Here is a 15,958-nt window from a genome sequence, read left to right on the forward strand (position 1 = left end):
AACGGGAAATCGGAATGCAGGACAGCACAAAGGCGTTTTTCGCCGCGATCTGCGATATGAATGGCATCCTGCGCGGCAAGCGCCTGCCCGCCGGCGCGATATCGAAGGTTCTGCAGGACGGAACCCGGATGCCGATGTCATCGATCGGCGTCGACATCTGGGGCACCGACGTCGCGGGCACCTGCCTGACGCTTGAGCAGGGCGATCTGGACGGGATGTGCCTTCCGACCGGGCGCGGTCAGCTTGACCTTGGCTGGCCCGCCGGGCACTGCCCGCTGGTCCCCCTGTGGATGAGCAAAGAGGACGGCAGCCCGTATTTCGCCGATGCCCGCCACCTGCTGGCCGATGTCGTCGCGCGCTTTGCCGCACAGGGCCTGACCCCGGTGGTCGCGACCGAGGTCGAATTCTACCTGACCGACCCCTCGGGCAAACCGCCAGAACAGGCATCGGCCGGATTCGACAGCATCTATTCCATTGCCGAGTTGGCCGATAACGCGGCCTTCCTGGACGAGATCTATGCCACCGCCGCCGCCTGCGACATCCAGGTCGAGGCTGCAACCGCCGAGGGCGCGCCGCGTCAGTTCGAGTTCAACCTGATGCATCAGGCCGACGCGGTGAAAGCTGCGGATGACACCCTGTTCTTCCGCCAGATCATCCGCAACTCTGCCCGCCGCCACGGCTATGAGGCCTGCTTCATGGCGAAACCCTTCGTCGGGCATGCGGGCAGCGGTCTGCATGTGCATTTCTCGGTTCTGGATGGCGAGGGGCGTAATATCTTCGACGATGGCACGCCCTTGGGTTCGGACGCGCTGCGCCATGCGGTGGCGGGCCTGCTGGAGACGATGGCAGAAACCAGCCTTGTCTTTGCGCCGCATCTGAACTCGTTCCGGCGGCTCAGCCCCGGCAGCCTTGCCCCCACGCGGGTGGCCTGGGGGTATGAGAACCGGACCAGCGCGGTGCGCATCCCCGCGGGTCCGGGCGTCGCGCGCCGGATCGAGCATCGGGTCGCGGGCGCGGATGCCAACCCCTATGTCGTGCTGGCCGCGATCCTTGGCAGCGCGCTTTACGGGATGGACCTGACCCTGACCCCGCCCGAGCCGGTCAGCAGCAACTCTCATGCGCTGGACCTGCCGCAGATCGCGGGCAACTGGCACCGGGCGCTGGACTGGTTCCGCGCCTCGGACAAGGCCGCCCGGATCCTGCACCCCGAATTCGTCATGGCCTTTGCGGCCTGCAAACAGCAGGAACAGGACGTCTTCGCCGCGCAGGTCACAGATTTCGAAATGAAGACATACCGGCAGACGCTGTAAGCGCGCCCTGCCCCAGAATTTATCGGAGACAGGAATGACAAACGCGCCCTCGCGCCATGCAAATTCCTATTACGCGGCCACCGCCAATCCCGTTCCGGAATGGCCCCGCCTTGAACAGGATATCGAGGCCGATGTCGCCATCATCGGCGGCGGCTTCACAGGCGTGGCCACCGCCGTCGAACTGGCCGAGCGCGGCCTTTCGGTTGTGCTGCTTGAGGCGAACCGCGTGGGTTGGGGTGCCACCGGCCGGAATGGCGGCCAGATCACCGGCTCGCTTTCAGGCGACAGCGCTATGGAAAAGCAGTTCCGCCGCACGCTTGGCCCTGACGCGCCCGAATTCGTCTGGAACCTGCGCTGGCGCGGCCACGACATCATCCGCAGACGCGTCGCGCGCTATGGCATCGACTGCGACCTGAAACATGGCCAGATCGAGGCGGCGTGGAAACCTTCGCATGTCGCGGCGCTGGAAAAGATGCATGCCAAGGCCGTCGCGAACGGCATGGGCGATGAGGTCGATCTGGTGCGCGGCGCGGCGCTGCGCGACTATGTCGGATCGGACATCTATCACGCCGGTCTGGTCAACCGGCGCAACATGCATGTGCATTCGCTGAACCTCTGCCAGGGCGAGGCGATGGCCGCCCATTCGCTGGGCGCGCGCATCTTCACCGGTACGCCCGTGCTGGGCATCGATCATGGCCCGCGCCCTGTCCTGCGCACCCCTCATGGCACTGTGATGGCCGGAAAAGTGCTGATCGCCGGGAATTGCCATCACCGGCTGGGGCGCATGAAGCTGGAGGGGATGCTGTTCCCGGCTTCACTCGGCATCGTCGCGACCGAGCAACTGCCCGAGGCGCTGGCGCATGAGATCCTGCCGCGCGACTATGCGCTTTATGACACGCGTTTCGTTCTGGACTACTACCGGCTGACGGCGGACCGGCGTCTGATCTTTGGCAGCGGCACGAACTACAGCGGCCGAGACACCCGCGATCTGGCCAGCGCCATGCGCCCCGCCATCGAGCGGACCTTCCCGCAGCTTCGCGACATCGGCATCGAGTTCGCCTGGTCGGGCCTCGACGGCATCTCGATCAACCGCATCCCGCAGCTTGGCCGCATTCGCCCGAATGTCTTCTATGCGCAGGGCTATTCCGGGCACGGCATCGCCACATCCCATATCATCGGTGAGATCATGGCCGGCGCAATGACCGGCGACAGTCGCGATTTCGAGACCTTCGCCCGCGTCCGCCACTGGCGCTTCCCGGTCGGCCAGACGCTGGGCAACCTCGGGCTGGCGCTTGGCATGCGCTACTTCCAGATGCGCGAGGCCTTCCGGTAGATCCGGCCCCTCCCCGCACCCTTTCCCGACAATCAGGAGAATGCGCAGATGAGCGCCGATTTCGCCGCAATCGATTGGGGCACCTCAAGCTTCCGGCTTTGGCTGATGACCTGCAAGGGCCAGGTGCTCGACGAGCGCCGCGGTCCCGAAGGCATGCAGCATTGCATCGAGGCGGGCTTCGCCGAAGTGCTGGACCGCTATCTGACGCAGGTCGGCGCTGCGCCCGATCTGCCGGTGCTGATCTGTGGCATGGCTGGTGCCCGGCAGGGCTGGTTCGAGGCGCCCTATGCCGATCTTCCGGCCGAGGTTGCAAAGCTTGCCAGTCAGGCGGTCCGCCTGCCCCTAAACCTTGCTGGAGCGCGCGACATTCGCATGATGCCCGGCCTCGCGCAGCGCGACCCGGCTTGTCCGGATGTGATGCGCGGCGAAGAGACCCAGCTTGCCGGTCTGGCAAAGGCGGGGCACGAGGGGCTGGTCTGCATGCCCGGCACCCATTGCAAATGGGCACGCCTTGAAGGCGGGGCCGTCACCGGCTTTCAAAGCTTCCTCACGGGTGAGCTCTTCAGCCTGCTCTCGGGCCACAGCATCCTGCGCCATGCGATGCCCGAAAAGGGTCGCATCCTGCCCGATGATCCGGCCTTTACCACCGCGCTGGATGAAGCTCTGGCCGATCCCGCCGCGTTCATGGGTCAGCTGTTTCCGATCCGTGCGGGGCAGTTGCTGGGCTTCCGTTCGCCCGAGGAAAGCTTCGCCCGGCTCTCGGGCCTCTTGATCGGGGCCGAGGTCGGTCGTCAGGTCGCGGGCAACTGCGCGCCCGTCATTCTGGTCGGACAAGAAGGTCTGGGCGCGCTTTATGCCGAGGCCCTGCGCCGCAGCGGCACCGAGCTGGTTCTGGCCAATGCCGAAGAAGCAACGCGCGACGCCCTTCTGGCCGCCGCAGCCGAGATCTGGGGGTGGCAGGATGCCTGACCTCGTCCCATGGCCTAGCCTGCGTCGCGGCCTGATCGCCATCCTGCGCGGCATCACCCCGACCGAGGCCGCCGCCGTCGCCGCCACGCTGATCGAGGAAGGTTTCGAGGCGCTGGAAGTGCCCCTGAATTCGCCCGACCCCTTGCGCTCCATCGAGGTCATGTGCGCGCGCTTCGGAAACGATGCGCTGATCGGTGGCGGCACGATGCTCAGCCCCGAGGATGTCGATGGCGTCGCCCGTGCGGGCGGTCGCCTGATGGTCAGCCCCAATGTCAACCCCCTGGTGATCGGCCGGGCCTGCGCGCAAGGCATGGTTTCCATGCCCGGCGTGCTGACCCCGACCGAGGCCTTCGCCGCGCTTGAGGCAGGTGCATCGGGCCTGAAGTTCTTCCCTGCGCTGGTCTTGGGCGCGGCAGGACTGGCCGCCGTGGCAACGGTCCTGCCCAAGGGCACCGTTCTGGGCGCCGTTGGCGGCGTCGGCCCCGACAACATCCGCGAGTACGCCAAGGTCGGCGTGCGGACCTTCGGCATGGGCGCCTCGGTCTTTCGCGCAGGCGACAGTCTTCCGGAGGTGCGGTCCAAGGCGCGGGCTCTGGTCGCGGCCTATGACGCCGCGATGCTCAGCTGACTGCCGGGTGGGGCCTGAGGTCAGGCCCTGCCGACTTCAATGACAGATCGTTTTTCGCTGCCCAAAGTCAGAGTGGCGAGACGCCGGACGCTTTCCCGCTGACCGACGCCCGGAAAGCGCGGACCGAGCCTCATTGGCCGGAACCTCCTCCCCGGCCTCTGCACCCATCCTTCCAACGTAGCAAGCCAATGATCAGCGCGTCCTGCACCGCGCCCTCTCCGCCCATCCCGGCAGGTCGAGTTGCTGAGGGTCCCCACAAGGCACCTTACAGCCACAGGAAGCGCAACTTGGATGCCCACCCCTATCTGTGGCGGACTTGGTGGCCTGACGCGGCGAGGAAAGGACCATTGCAACCGATCCCCCGCAACCTCCGCATCCTGCCCGGCTCACGCGATTTCCACTGATCGGCCTTGGAAACCCAACCCTACAAACGCAAAAACCGCACCCAAGGGCGCGGTTCAGCGTATATCCAGAAGGGCAGATCTTACTTGATCTTGCCTTCCTTGTATTCCACGTGCTTGCGGACAACCGGGTCGTACTTGTTGACCGTCATCTTTTCGGTCATCGTGCGGGCGTTTTTCTTGGTGACATAGAAATGCCCGGTCCCGGCCGTCGAGTTCAGACGGATCTTGATCGTCGTCGGCTTCGCCATTGGTCTGTCGCTCCTGCTGCGGGGCGGCAGCCATAGCGGCGCGATTCACCCCAAAAATCTCTCTGGAAGCCAGCCTTTTAGTGTCCTGACGCCCAGAGTCAACCCGATATTGTCAGATCTCCGGGGAAATCCGCACGAAACGCCGGGAAAACCGCAGATCAGATCGCACGCACCACGCCCAGCACCTTGGTCACCTGGCCGCCGATGTCCTCGACCGGCACGACGGTGACCTTGCAGGTCCGGAAGCCCCTCTCGACGCCGTCGGTGAAGCGCGGCAGGTCCAGAATCAGGTCGACCTCTTCGCCATCCAGCGCCGCGCTCAGCGCGGCCTGCAGACGCTCGGCCCCGGTGCCCGACCAGAGCTCCCACCAGAATTGTCCACGTGCGGCGGATCTGGCGGGCATGTCCTCAAGCCCGGCGCGGTTGATATAGGTCACCCGACCGTCAGGATCCATCAGAAACACCGAATCTGCCAAAATTCGCAGCAAAGCCAAGGCGATGGAGGCGCCTGTTCCAGCACCTTCCTCACGACCGGTCGACACATCTCGAAAGGGGATTCGAAGCCCTTCAAAACCACTCATATCAGCACCTTGTACAGTGTATGGCAGTCTGAATATCGAAAACGCTAACACGCGTGACCCGACATGGCCAGTAAATTGGACTTTTGGACAGGAGAATATGCGCGGACGGCCTGTAAGCCGGATTTTGTCCAAGGGTTGCCCCTCTGGATGACCATTCCTCTGGGCCCGCCATTGCTGACGGGCTCTAGCTGCCAACCCGGACCTGCTGGGGCAAAGGTAGCCCTGTCTTGCGACACGCGGTCCCTATTCGGCGTTGCTCCCGGTGGGGCTTGCCTTGCCGGTCCTGTTGCCAGTCCCGCGGTGGGCTCTTACCCCACCGTTTCACCCTTACCCATGCAAGCATGGGCGGTCTGTTCTCTGTGGCGCTTTCCCTGGGGTTGCCCCCGCCGGGCGTTACCCGGCACCGTACCTTCATGGAGTCCGGACTTTCCTCGACGATTGCTCGCCGCGGTCATCCGGCCATCCGCGCGCCTTCGCAGATAGGGCCAGCGGCTGGTGCGGTCAAGCAGCTGATATGTGCGAGCCGTCGGCCTGACGGCATCACCATCAGTGCAACCAATTTCTTAAATATTCACCACAACGATCTGATATAAAATCAGAATGGCACGTCATCCAGCGACGACCCGGCTTCTTTCGCCGGTTGAACATAGCCCGCCTTGACCGTCTTGAATCCCACCGGAAATTCGACCGTCAGCGTATCCTCGGCAATGCCCATGATTGTCCCGGTGCCGAATTTCTGGTGAAAGACCCGGTCCCCCACCACGAATCTGGCGGCCGGTTCGGCGTCGATGATGACCGGCGTCTTGTGGACGGGCGGCTGATGCGAGCGGCTGCGCTCTTGCATCCGCTTCCAGCCTGGAGAGTTGTAAACATCCGCATGGGCCGCCCGCTCATGCATGCCGGAATGGGCGAAGGGCTGCGCCGCCGCGCCATAGCCGCCGCCGTAAAGGCCCGGCGGCGTCAGCACCTCGACATGCTGTTCGGGCAGTTCGTCGATGAAACGCGACGGCAGGCTGGATTGCCACTGTCCATACATGCGGCGGTTGCCCGCGAAGCTGATGGTGACCAGATCCTCGCCCCGGGTGAGGCCGACATAGGCCAGCCGCCGCTCTTCCTCGAGGCCCTTGAGCCCGGTCTCATCCATGCTGCGCTGGCTGGGGAAAAGGCCATCCTCCCAGCCCGGCAGGAAGACGATGGGATATTCCAGCCCCTTGGCCGCGTGCAGGGTCATGATACTGACCTCCTCGGCCTGCTCGCCCGCGTCAACGTCCATGACCAGCGCGACATGCTCAAGGAAGCCCTGAAGGTTGTCGAATTCTTCCAGAGCCTTGACCAGTTCCTTGAGGTTATCAAGCCGCCCCGGCGCGTCGGGGTTCTTGTCGTTCTGCCACATCGCGGTATAGCCGGATTCGTCCAGAATCCGCTCGGCCAGTTCGACATGGTTGACGGTGCTGTCGATCGCATCGGCATGCCAGCGGCCCATGCTGTCGCAGAACTGGCGCAGCGCGCTGCCGCCCTTGCCACCAATGCCGCCCGCCGCGATCAGCGCCGCCGCCCCTTCCAGAAGCGAGAGGCCGCGCGACCGCGCCTCGCCCTGGATGTTCTGCACCGCCTTGTCGCCCAGACCGCGCTTGGGCGTGTTCACGATCCGCTCGAACGCGAGGTCATCCGTGGGCGAGACCGCCAGCCGGAAATAGGCCATCGCATCGCGGATTTCCTGCCGCTCATAGAAGCGCGGGCCACCGATCACGCGATACGGCAGGCCGATGGTCATGAAACGGTCCTCGAACGCCCGCATCTGATGCGAGGCGCGCACGAGAATCGCGATGTCGTTCAGGCTGCGCTTCCCGATGGCGTGGCGGTGGCCGCCCTGAAACGCCTCGATCTCTTCGCCGATCCAGCGCGCCTCGGCCTCGCTGTCCCAATGGCCGATCAGGCGGACCTGCTCGCCCCCCGTCGCCTCGGTCCAGAGCGTCTTGCCCAGCCGCCCCTTGTTCGCGGCGATCAGCCCCGAGGCCGCCGCCAGAATATGTGGGGTCGAGCGATAGTTCTGCTCCAGCCGGATGACCTTGGCGCCCGGGAAGTCGGTCTCGAACCGCAGGATGTTGCCGACCTCGGCCCCGCGCCAGCCATAGATCGACTGGTCGTCATCGCCCACGCAGCAGATGTTGCGATGCGCCTGCGCCAGCAGCCGCAGCCACATGTATTGCGCGACGTTGGTGTCCTGATATTCGTCGACGAGGATATAGCGGAAACGGTCCTGCCACTGATGCAACACATCAGGATGGGCCTGAAAGATCGTGACGCAATGCATCAGCAGATCGCCGAAATCGGTCGCGTTCAGCTCCAGCAGGCGGCGCTGATAGGCGGCGTAAAGGCGTTGGCCGTGGCCATCGAAGGCCCGCGCCTCGCCCTGCGGCAGTTTCGAGGGCAGCAGGCAGCGGTTCTTCCAGCTGTCGATCAGCGAGGCCAGCTGGCGCGCGGGCCAGCGCTTCTCATCGATGCCTTCCGCCGCGATCAGCTGTTTCAGCAGCCTGATCTGGTCGTCGGTGTCCAGAATGGTGAAGCTGGTCTTCAGGTGCAGCTCACCGTCGCCCACCAGTTCGGCGTGGCGGCGCAGGATCTTGACGCTGACCGAGTGGAAGGTGCCAAGCCACGGCATGCCCTCGACCATTTCGCCCAGCAGGCGGCCGATGCGGTCCTTCATCTCGCGCGCGGCCTTGTTGGTGAAGGTCACCGCCAGAATCTGGCCCGGCCGCGCCTTGCCCAGCGTCAGCAGATGCGCGATCCGCGTGGTCAGCGCCCGGGTCTTGCCGGTCCCGGCCCCCGCCAGCAGCAGGACCGGCCCGTCCAGCGCCTCGACCGCCTCGCGCTGCGCGGCGTTCAGACCGTCCAGATAGGGCGCAGGCCGCGCGCCCATGGCGCGCTGCGACAGGGGAACCGGGGCCGAGGCCGCCTCGAATGGGTCGAAATCGTCGAATTCGTTCATGTCGCGTCTATAGAACCGCCAGCAGGCAGAGGAAAGGCTTGCGTTCCCAGTTTGTTCCAGATCATGCCCGCGCGTCAACAGGCGGGATCACCCCGCCTGCGATCAGGCGCGCAGAGATCAGGCGCGCAGGCCGGCGAAGGCCATCGGATCAAGGCTGACCTGCTCGAACGTGAGGCCCGAGGTCAGCAGGCTGACCGCATCATGCGAATGCAGCGATTCCTGATGGCTGGCCACGACGCGGAAATCGCCGATGCGGGGTTCGGACAGCAACTGCTCGGCGAAGGCGCGCACGGCATCCTCGACGAAGATCGGGTTCGCGGCGTTCAGCTCGGCAAAGGCCTGCTCGTCCTCGCGCTTGACCATGACCTGAGTCTCGGTCGAAACGGCCCGGCGGCAAAGCTCGACCATGTCTTCAAACCACAGCGTATCCCCTTGCATCACCGCGGAAATCCGCGCGATCGAACGCTGCGAATGGGGCGTCGCCAACTGGCCGCGCACCTGCCTTGCATGTTCGGCAAGCTCCAGCGAACAGGGGCAGGTCGAGCTGTAGACATAGTCGAAATGCATGATCCGCAGCCGGTGCCCGGCCTGTTCGACCAGCTCCAGCGCGATGTCGTAATACTGCCAGCCCGACAGGCCCGAGCGCAGCGAATCGACCTGGATCGGATAGCTGAGGCGCATCTGGATGCGCGCATCCAGGCTGTCGAGGTCGGATTTGTAATCGTCCAGCGCCGCCGCCAGCACGCCCATGGAAAAGCGCTTGTCGGCATGGGCATAGAAGGACCGCATGATGCGGCTCATGTTGATGCCCTTGCGGTCGGCTTCAAGGCTGACCGAGCCGGTGACCGAGGTTTCCAGCGTGATCTCTCCGCCCGAACGGGTCAGATAGCGGATCGGCAGGCGGAAATTCGAAATGCCGACATGCTGAATCGCCGTCCGCGCGCCCACGATCAGGCTGGCGGGACCGTTCTGCAGATCAGGCAGACTTTCCTTATATGCCGCATCGACTGTGAAGTCGGCGGGATAGGTACGCGAAAGTGCGGGATAAGATCCGGCGGTTTGAATTGCCCGCGACTCGGTCATGATGTCGTCTCCCTGCCTTGGTCGCGCATAATCTGGTCATTCTGCTCGCAAAAAGAAAGAGGCAGGGCCGATTCAGGCCCGCCAATCTGCCGCTTTCATGCTAAGGTCGGAGGGTTCTGGCCGTCCGGCTGCTACTTTCGGGCCAATGCCTGCCCAAGATCGGCGATCAGGTCGCCCGCATGCTCAAGCCCGATTGACAGCCGCAGCAGCCCCGGCGTGATCCCCAAGGACGCGCGCACCTCTTCGCTGAGGCGCTGGTGCGTGGTCGTGGCCGGATGGGTCACGATCGACTTCGCATCGCCGAGGTTGTTCGAGATCTGGAAGATCTCAAGCGCGTTCACGGTGCGGAACGCGGCCTCTTTGCTGCCGGTGTCGACGGCGACCATGGTGCCGCCCGCCCCCATCTGGCGCAGCGCCAGCTCGTGCTGCGGATGGTCGGCAAGGCCCGGATAGATGACCTTGGTCAGCGCGGGATTGCCCTGAAGCGCGGCTGCCAACTCCAGCGCCGAGGCGGTCTGGGCGCGCACCCGCAGATCCATGGTGGCAATGCCGTTCAGCATCAGCCAGGCGTTGAACGGGCTGATCGCTCCGCCGGTGTGCTTCAGATAGGGCTCGGCCACCTCGCGCACGAAGTGCCGCGTGCCGCAGATCAGGCCACCAAGGCAGCGCCCTGCCCCGTCGATATGCTTGGTCGCCGAATAGACGATGACATCGGCGCCCTGCTCGACCGCGCGGGAAAAGACCGGGGTCGCGAAGACGTTGTCGACGACAACCAGCGCGCCCGCCTCATGCGCCAGGGCCGAGACGCCCGTGATATCGACGACTTCCAGCGTCGGGTTCGAGACCGATTCGAAGAACACCGCGCGCGTGCCCGGACGGATTGCGTCCTTCCACTGCTGCAGGTCGGTGCCATCGACATAGGTGATCTCGACGCCGAATTTCGCCAGCGTGTCCAGCACGTAAAGGCAAGAGCCGAACAGCGCACGAGCCGAGACGATGTGATCGCCGGGCCGCGCAATCGCCATCAGCGCGCCATTGACGGCGGCCATGCCGCTGGCGGTGGCAAAAGCGTCCTCGGTGCCTTCAAGGTTCGCGATGCGATCCTCGAACATGCGGCTGGTGGGGTTGCCATAGCGCGCATAGATGAACTCATCAGGGCCTGCGTGGATGAAGCGGGCCTCGGCCTGCTCGGCGCTATCGTAGGAAAAGCCCTGCGTCATGAACAGCGCCTCGGCCATCTCGCCATACTGGCTGCGGCGGATCCCGTGGTGGACCGCGCGGGTCCGGGGGTGCAAGTTCGGGGACTGTTCCTTGGACATGGGCGTGCTTTCCTGATCGGCGCTGTGGTTCGGATTACTCCGACGCATCCGGTGCTTCAAGTGCCCGTGGCCGCAGATGCGCGGCCCCGCGCCCGCTCAGGCCCTATTCGGAAGGGTTGCCGGGCTTCTCATCCGGCTTGATCGCATATTGGTCGAAGAGTTTGCCGTTCAGCACGAAAAACACGACGAAAAGCGCGGGCAGCCCGAAGGTCTTGAAGCTGACCCAGGTACTTTCTGACATGGTGCGCCAGACGATTTCATTGGCACCCGCCAGCGCCAGAAACAGCAGCGTCAGCCGCAGGGTCAGGATGCGCCAGCCCTCGGTCGTCATCGGAATCGCTTCCGACAGCACCAGTTGCAGCCAGTTGCGCTTCAGGATCAGGCTGAAGCCCAGAAGCCCCGCAAAGATCAGATAGATGATCGTGGGCTTCATCTTGAAGAAACGCGGATCGTTCAGCCAGACCGACAACCCGCCGAACACCACGACCAGCACCAGCGTCAGGATCTGCATGACCGACAGCCGCCCGGTCAGCCGCCACAGGATCAGCGTCGTCGCGACCAGCACCGGAATGAAGATCAGCGTGGCGACGATGAAGCCCGAATAATCGGTCGCGCCCAGATGGACCGTCCGGTCCTTGAGCTTCAGGAAGACGACGAAGAACAGGATCAGGGGGCCGAACTCCAGCCCGGCCTTGAGCCACGGATTGATCTTTCTGCCTTCGCTCACGGGGCGCGTTCCTTCTGCGACTTGTGGATATCGGAGTTCGGGGTTTCACGAATGCCCCGTCATGGCAAGACCGCAGCCCATCGGGCCACGGTCGGGTCAGTCCAGCCGGATCGCCGCCATGATGGGCCCGGTCGGTTGCGCATCCTTCCCCTCGCCCAATTGCTGGGCGATGATCGCATGCCGGGTGTCGTCAGGATAGGCGCTGCCGCCCTTCCCCGAGGGATCGGGGCGTACGGTCAGCCGCACGGGCGCACGCCCGTTCCAGCGCGCGACCGGATCGACCGCCAGCACCACGTTGCGATAGACCATGGTCAGGCCACGGTTTTCGCCCGCCTTGATCTCCAGCTCGCGCTTGGGGGCATAGCGGATCAGCAGAATCGCGATGTCGCGGCGGGCGGGCGCACGGGGCGTCAGCTCGATCTGATAGCCGTCGTCCTTCTCGACCGAGTTGACCGACAGCGCGACGGGTCGCGCCATCTGCGCGTCGACCACCGACAGAAGGTCCGCCGGGCGCAGCCCGATCAGCGTATCCGTGCCGCCGATGATGACCTGCGGCGTATAGACCGAACGCTCGCCCACGGCGCGGGCATAAGCCTGCTGGCGCAGGGTGAACTCGGGGCGGGCGAATTCATCGGCCCAGCCCAGATAGTCCCAGTAATCCACATGCCAGGACAGCGTCAGCACGTCGGGATTGTCGGCCAGCTCATTCATCATCTCATCGGCGGGCGGGCAGGAGGAGCAGCCTTGCGAGGTGAACAGCTCGACCACGACCGGCGGGTGCATCATCGGCCCCATCCGCCGGGCCTGCGCGGCCGGAGCCGAGGGCGAGGCCACGAAGGAGTTCCGCAGGGCGTCGGAGGAATAAGGGGCATCTTCCTTGGGCGCTTCGATCAGGCCGACGATGCCGTCATCTTCGACCTCGCCCCCAGAAACGCCCCCTGAAACGCGCTCCCCGTCATCAAAGCTGCCCGACGCGCCCATGGTCTCAAGCCCGGTCTCGGCATCACCTGCCGGATCATCTGCGTCGATTTCGCCGCCCGTGGTGGTCGTGCCGTCGGTGGTGGTGTCGCCGCCGTCATCGGAATCGGTCGCACCGGCCCCATCCTCGCCCGTATCGCCGCCATCGGTGTCGGTCGACGTCGAGGTCTCTGCGCCCATCCCTGCGTCCGAGGAGGTGCCCCCCTCTTCCGCCAGCACGGGCTGTGCCAGCCACAGCGCCGCCAGCGCCGCCGCAAAGGTCAGGCGCAGCGCCCGCGCGCCATGCAGGGCTTTCGCATCCCTGTTGCAGTCAGCAACCATAATCATGCAGATCCGTTGAATTCATATCTTCAACTAACCCCCGACGCAGACGACTCTCAAATCAAGGCTTTGTTAGCCGGGCCGCGACCCAGTTCACTGTGTCTTGAAAAACACGGCTTGAAATCCGCTGCATTATTCGGCATACAATCGCATACAATCGACAGCCAGACCTCTTGATCCGATGCCAGAAAAGGGGCATTTGGCTGCCAGAACACCCCATACAGCCACCTTTCAAGGATAGGGAGCCCGGTCATGACCATTGAAATCGGAACCGACACCGCGAAGACCCGCCGCCAGCTTGCGGTCGGCGACAAGACCTATGGATATTACTCCATCGACGCGGCGACTCAGGCCGGACTGGGCGATTTCTCGAAACTGCCCGCCTCGCTGAAGGTCGTGCTGGAGAACCTGCTGCGCTTCGAGGACAACGGCCGCACCGTCAGCGTCGAGGACATCAAGGCCTTCGCCGAATGGGCGGAAAAAGGTGGCCAGAACCCGCGCGAGATCGCCTATCGCCCGGCCCGCGTGCTGATGCAGGACTTCACCGGCGTTCCGGCGGTCGTCGACCTTGCCGCGATGCGCGACGGCATCAAGGCGCTTGGCGGCGACCCGCAGAAAATCAACCCGCTGAACCCGGTTGATCTGGTCATCGACCACTCGGTCATGATCGACGAATTCGGCACCCCCCGCGCCTTCCAGCGCAACGTCGAGCTGGAATATGAGCGCAATATGGAGCGTTATACCTTCCTGAAATGGGGTCAGAACGCCTTCAACAACTTCCGCGTCGTGCCCCCGGGCACCGGCATCTGCCACCAGGTGAACCTGGAATATCTGGCGCAGACCGTCTGGACCGACACCGACCAGAACGGCCAGGAAATTGCCTATCCCGACACGCTGGTCGGCACCGACAGCCACACCACCATGGTCAACGGCCTCGCGGTTCTGGGCTGGGGCGTCGGCGGGATCGAGGCCGAGGCCGCGATGCTGGGCCAGCCCGTGTCCATGCTGATCCCGGAAGTCGTGGGCTTCAAGATCACCGGCGCGCTGAAGGAAGGCGTGACCGCGACCGACCTCGTGCTGAAGGTCGTGCAGATGCTGCGCAAGCATGGCGTCGTCGGCAAATTCGTCGAATTCTATGGCGAAGGCCTGGATCACATGCCGCTGGCCGATCGCGCGACCATCGCCAACATGGCCCCGGAATATGGCGCGACCTGCGGTTTCTTCCCGATCGACGGTGAAACCCTGCGCTACCTGCGCCAGACCGGCCGGGACGAAGACCGCATCGCCCTTGTCGAAGCCTATGCCAAGGAAAACGGCTTCTGGCGCGGCGCGAACTATGCGCCGGTCTATACCTCGACGCTGGAACTGGATCAGGGCGATGTCGTCCCGGCGATCTCGGGTCCGAAGCGCCCGCAGGATCACGTGCCGCTGACCGACTCGGCGCGCGAGTTCAACAAATACATCTGCGGCACCCGCGACCTGCCCGAGCCGACCGAGAAATCGGAAAAGCGCTGGAACGCCGATGGCGGCGCCCCGGCCCCCGACCACCTGCCCGGCCATCACGATGGCTACAAGCAGGGTTCGGTGGAAGGTCAGGACTACAAGCTGCATGACGGCTCGGTCGTGATCGCATCGATCACCTCCTGCACCAACACCTCGAACCCCTATGTGCTGATGGCCGCAGGTCTCGTCGCCCGCAAGGCGCGCGCGCTTGGCCTGAACCGCAAGCCTTGGGTCAAGACCTCGCTGGCACCTGGCTCGCAGGTCGTGGCGGAATACCTCGAGGCGGCTGGCCTGCAGGAAGATCTGGACGCCATCGGCTTCAACCTGGTCGGCTTCGGCTGCACCACCTGCATCGGCAACTCGGGTCCCTTGGAGCCCGCGATCTCGAAGTCGATCAACGACAATGATCTGGTCGCGGTCTCGGTCCTCTCGGGCAACCGCAACTTCGAGGGCCGCATCTCGCCCGACGTGCGCGCGAACTATCTGGCCTCGCCGCCCCTGGTCGTGGCCTATGCCATCGCGGGCGACATGAACATCGACCTGACGACCGAGCCGCTGGGCTATTCCAGCGAAGGCAATCCGGTGTTCCTGAAAGACATCTGGCCGTCTTCGAAGGAAGTCGCCAATCTGGTCGACACCATCGTCACGCGCGAGATGTTCCAGGAAAAATATGCCGACGTCTTCAAGGGCGATGAGCGCTGGCAGGCGGTGAAGGTCACCGACAGCGAGACCTATGACTGGCCGTCGGGGTCGACCTATATCCAGAACCCGCCCTATTTCCGCGGCATGTCGAAGGACAAAGGCGCGATTCACGACATCGACAACGCCCGCATCCTGGCGCTTCTGGGCGACATGATCACCACCGACCACATCTCGCCCGCAGGTTCGTTCAAGCCGACGACGCCCGCAGGTGTCTACCTGACCGAACATCAGGTCGCGCCGAAGGACTTCAACAGCTACGGCTCGCGCCGCGGCAACCACGAGGTCATGATGCGCGGCACCTTCGCCAACATCCGCATCAAGAACGAGATGCTGGACGGCGTCGAAGGCGGCTACACCAAGGGTCCGGACGGCAAGCAGACGTCGATCTATGACGCCGCGATGGAGTATCAGGAACAGGGCATCCCGCTGATCGTGATCGGTGGCATCGAATACGGCGCCGGCTCGTCGCGCGACTGGGCAGCAAAGGGCACGAACCTGCTGGGCGTGAAGGCGGTCATCGCCGAGTCGTTCGAACGCATCCACCGCTCGAACCTCGTCGGCATGGGCGTCATCCCCTTCGAGTTCACCAATGGCGACAACCGCAAGACGCTGGAGCTGAAGGGCGACGAGGTCATCTCGATCGACGGTCTGGCGGGTGACTTCAAACCGCTGTCGCTGGTGCCCTGCCACATCTCCTATGCCGATGGCCGCGAGAGGACGATCCAGCTGAAGGCCCGCGTCGATACCGAGGTCGAGATCGAATATCTCGAAAACGGCGGCGTGCTGCATTACGTGCTGCGCAACCTCGCCAAAGCCTAAGCAGACGGACGAAACCAAAAAGGCCCCGGATTTCCGGGGCCTTT

Annotated in this window: 12 protein-coding genes and 1 other RNA gene; 5 read left to right on the top strand and 8 right to left on the bottom strand. The window is 64.3% G+C overall.

The window, feature by feature from the left end; all coding sequences use genetic code 11:
• The first annotated feature begins 14 nt into the window (after window positions 1–14).
• From IQ24_RS14985 to IQ24_RS15000, 4 genes are read left to right on the top strand one after another with little or no spacing between them, the layout of a single operon-like run.
• The gene (locus IQ24_RS14985) at window positions 15–1,310 is read left to right on the top strand and encodes a glutamine synthetase family protein (protein ID WP_242008216.1); all 1,296 of its coding nucleotides are present in this window, start codon (window positions 15–17) and stop codon (window positions 1,308–1,310) included.
• 34 nt (window positions 1,311–1,344) lie between these two features.
• Window positions 1,345–2,643 carry an NAD(P)/FAD-dependent oxidoreductase gene (locus IQ24_RS14990; protein WP_145399095.1) on the top strand — a complete coding sequence of 433 codons (1,299 nt, stop codon included), beginning with the start codon at window positions 1,345–1,347 and terminating at the stop codon, window positions 2,641–2,643.
• A 48-nt stretch (window positions 2,644–2,691) separates the two neighbouring features.
• A complete protein-coding gene (locus IQ24_RS14995) occupies window positions 2,692–3,612 on the top strand; it encodes a 2-dehydro-3-deoxygalactonokinase (protein WP_145399096.1) in 921 nt (306 codons plus the stop codon).
• Window positions 3,605–4,240 (top strand): 2-dehydro-3-deoxy-6-phosphogalactonate aldolase, encoded by a 636-nt coding sequence (locus IQ24_RS15000; protein WP_145399097.1) that lies wholly within the window; start codon window positions 3,605–3,607, stop codon window positions 4,238–4,240. The genes IQ24_RS14995 and IQ24_RS15000 overlap by 8 nt, the downstream gene beginning before the upstream one ends.
• A 484-nt stretch (window positions 4,241–4,724) precedes the next feature.
• Here IQ24_RS15000 and rpmG read toward each other — a convergent pair whose 3' ends face one another.
• The 8 genes from rpmG to IQ24_RS15040 all read right to left on the bottom strand — a co-directional run bounded on the left by rpmG (window position 4,725) and on the right by IQ24_RS15040 (window position 12,896).
• A complete protein-coding gene (gene rpmG, locus IQ24_RS15005) occupies window positions 4,725–4,892 on the bottom strand; it encodes a 50S ribosomal protein L33 (RefSeq protein ID WP_011750518.1) in 168 nt (55 codons plus the stop codon).
• Between the two features lie 158 nt (window positions 4,893–5,050).
• Window positions 5,051–5,473 carry a PAS domain-containing protein gene (locus IQ24_RS15010; protein WP_145399098.1) on the bottom strand — a complete coding sequence of 141 codons (423 nt, stop codon included), beginning with the start codon at window positions 5,471–5,473 and terminating at the stop codon, window positions 5,051–5,053.
• Between the two features lie 97 nt (window positions 5,474–5,570).
• Window positions 5,571–5,940, bottom strand: an RNA gene (gene rnpB, locus IQ24_RS15015) — RNase P RNA component class A.
• 128 nt (window positions 5,941–6,068) lie between these two features.
• Complete coding sequence (locus IQ24_RS15020; protein WP_145399099.1) at window positions 6,069–8,462, bottom strand: ATP-dependent helicase; 2,394 nt, start codon at window positions 8,460–8,462, stop codon at window positions 6,069–6,071.
• A gap of 117 nt (window positions 8,463–8,579) precedes the next feature.
• Window positions 8,580–9,545 carry a GTP cyclohydrolase FolE2 gene (gene folE2, locus IQ24_RS15025; protein WP_145399100.1) on the bottom strand — a complete coding sequence of 322 codons (966 nt, stop codon included), beginning with the start codon at window positions 9,543–9,545 and terminating at the stop codon, window positions 8,580–8,582.
• Between the two features lie 131 nt (window positions 9,546–9,676).
• A complete protein-coding gene (gene metZ, locus IQ24_RS15030; RefSeq protein WP_145399101.1) occupies window positions 9,677–10,864 on the bottom strand; it encodes an O-succinylhomoserine sulfhydrylase in 1,188 nt (395 codons plus the stop codon).
• Window positions 10,865–10,967: 103 nt separating this feature from the next.
• Window positions 10,968–11,591: an inner membrane-spanning protein YciB gene (locus IQ24_RS15035; protein ID WP_145399102.1), complete on the bottom strand. Its 624-nt coding sequence runs from the start codon at window positions 11,589–11,591 to the stop codon at window positions 10,968–10,970.
• Window positions 11,592–11,687: 96 nt separating this feature from the next.
• The gene (locus IQ24_RS15040; protein ID WP_242008217.1) at window positions 11,688–12,896 is read right to left on the bottom strand and encodes a DUF1223 domain-containing protein; all 1,209 of its coding nucleotides are present in this window, start codon (window positions 12,894–12,896) and stop codon (window positions 11,688–11,690) included.
• Window positions 12,897–13,142: 246 nt separating this feature from the next.
• Between IQ24_RS15040 and acnA the strand changes: the two genes are divergently transcribed.
• Window positions 13,143–15,914: an aconitate hydratase AcnA gene (gene acnA / locus IQ24_RS15045; protein WP_145399103.1), complete on the top strand. Its 2,772-nt coding sequence runs from the start codon at window positions 13,143–13,145 to the stop codon at window positions 15,912–15,914.
• Window positions 15,915–15,958 lie beyond the last annotated feature (44 nt).

The organism is Paracoccus sulfuroxidans, from assembly GCF_007830335.1.
GTDB classification, from domain to species: domain Bacteria; phylum Pseudomonadota; class Alphaproteobacteria; order Rhodobacterales; family Rhodobacteraceae; genus Paracoccus; species Paracoccus sulfuroxidans.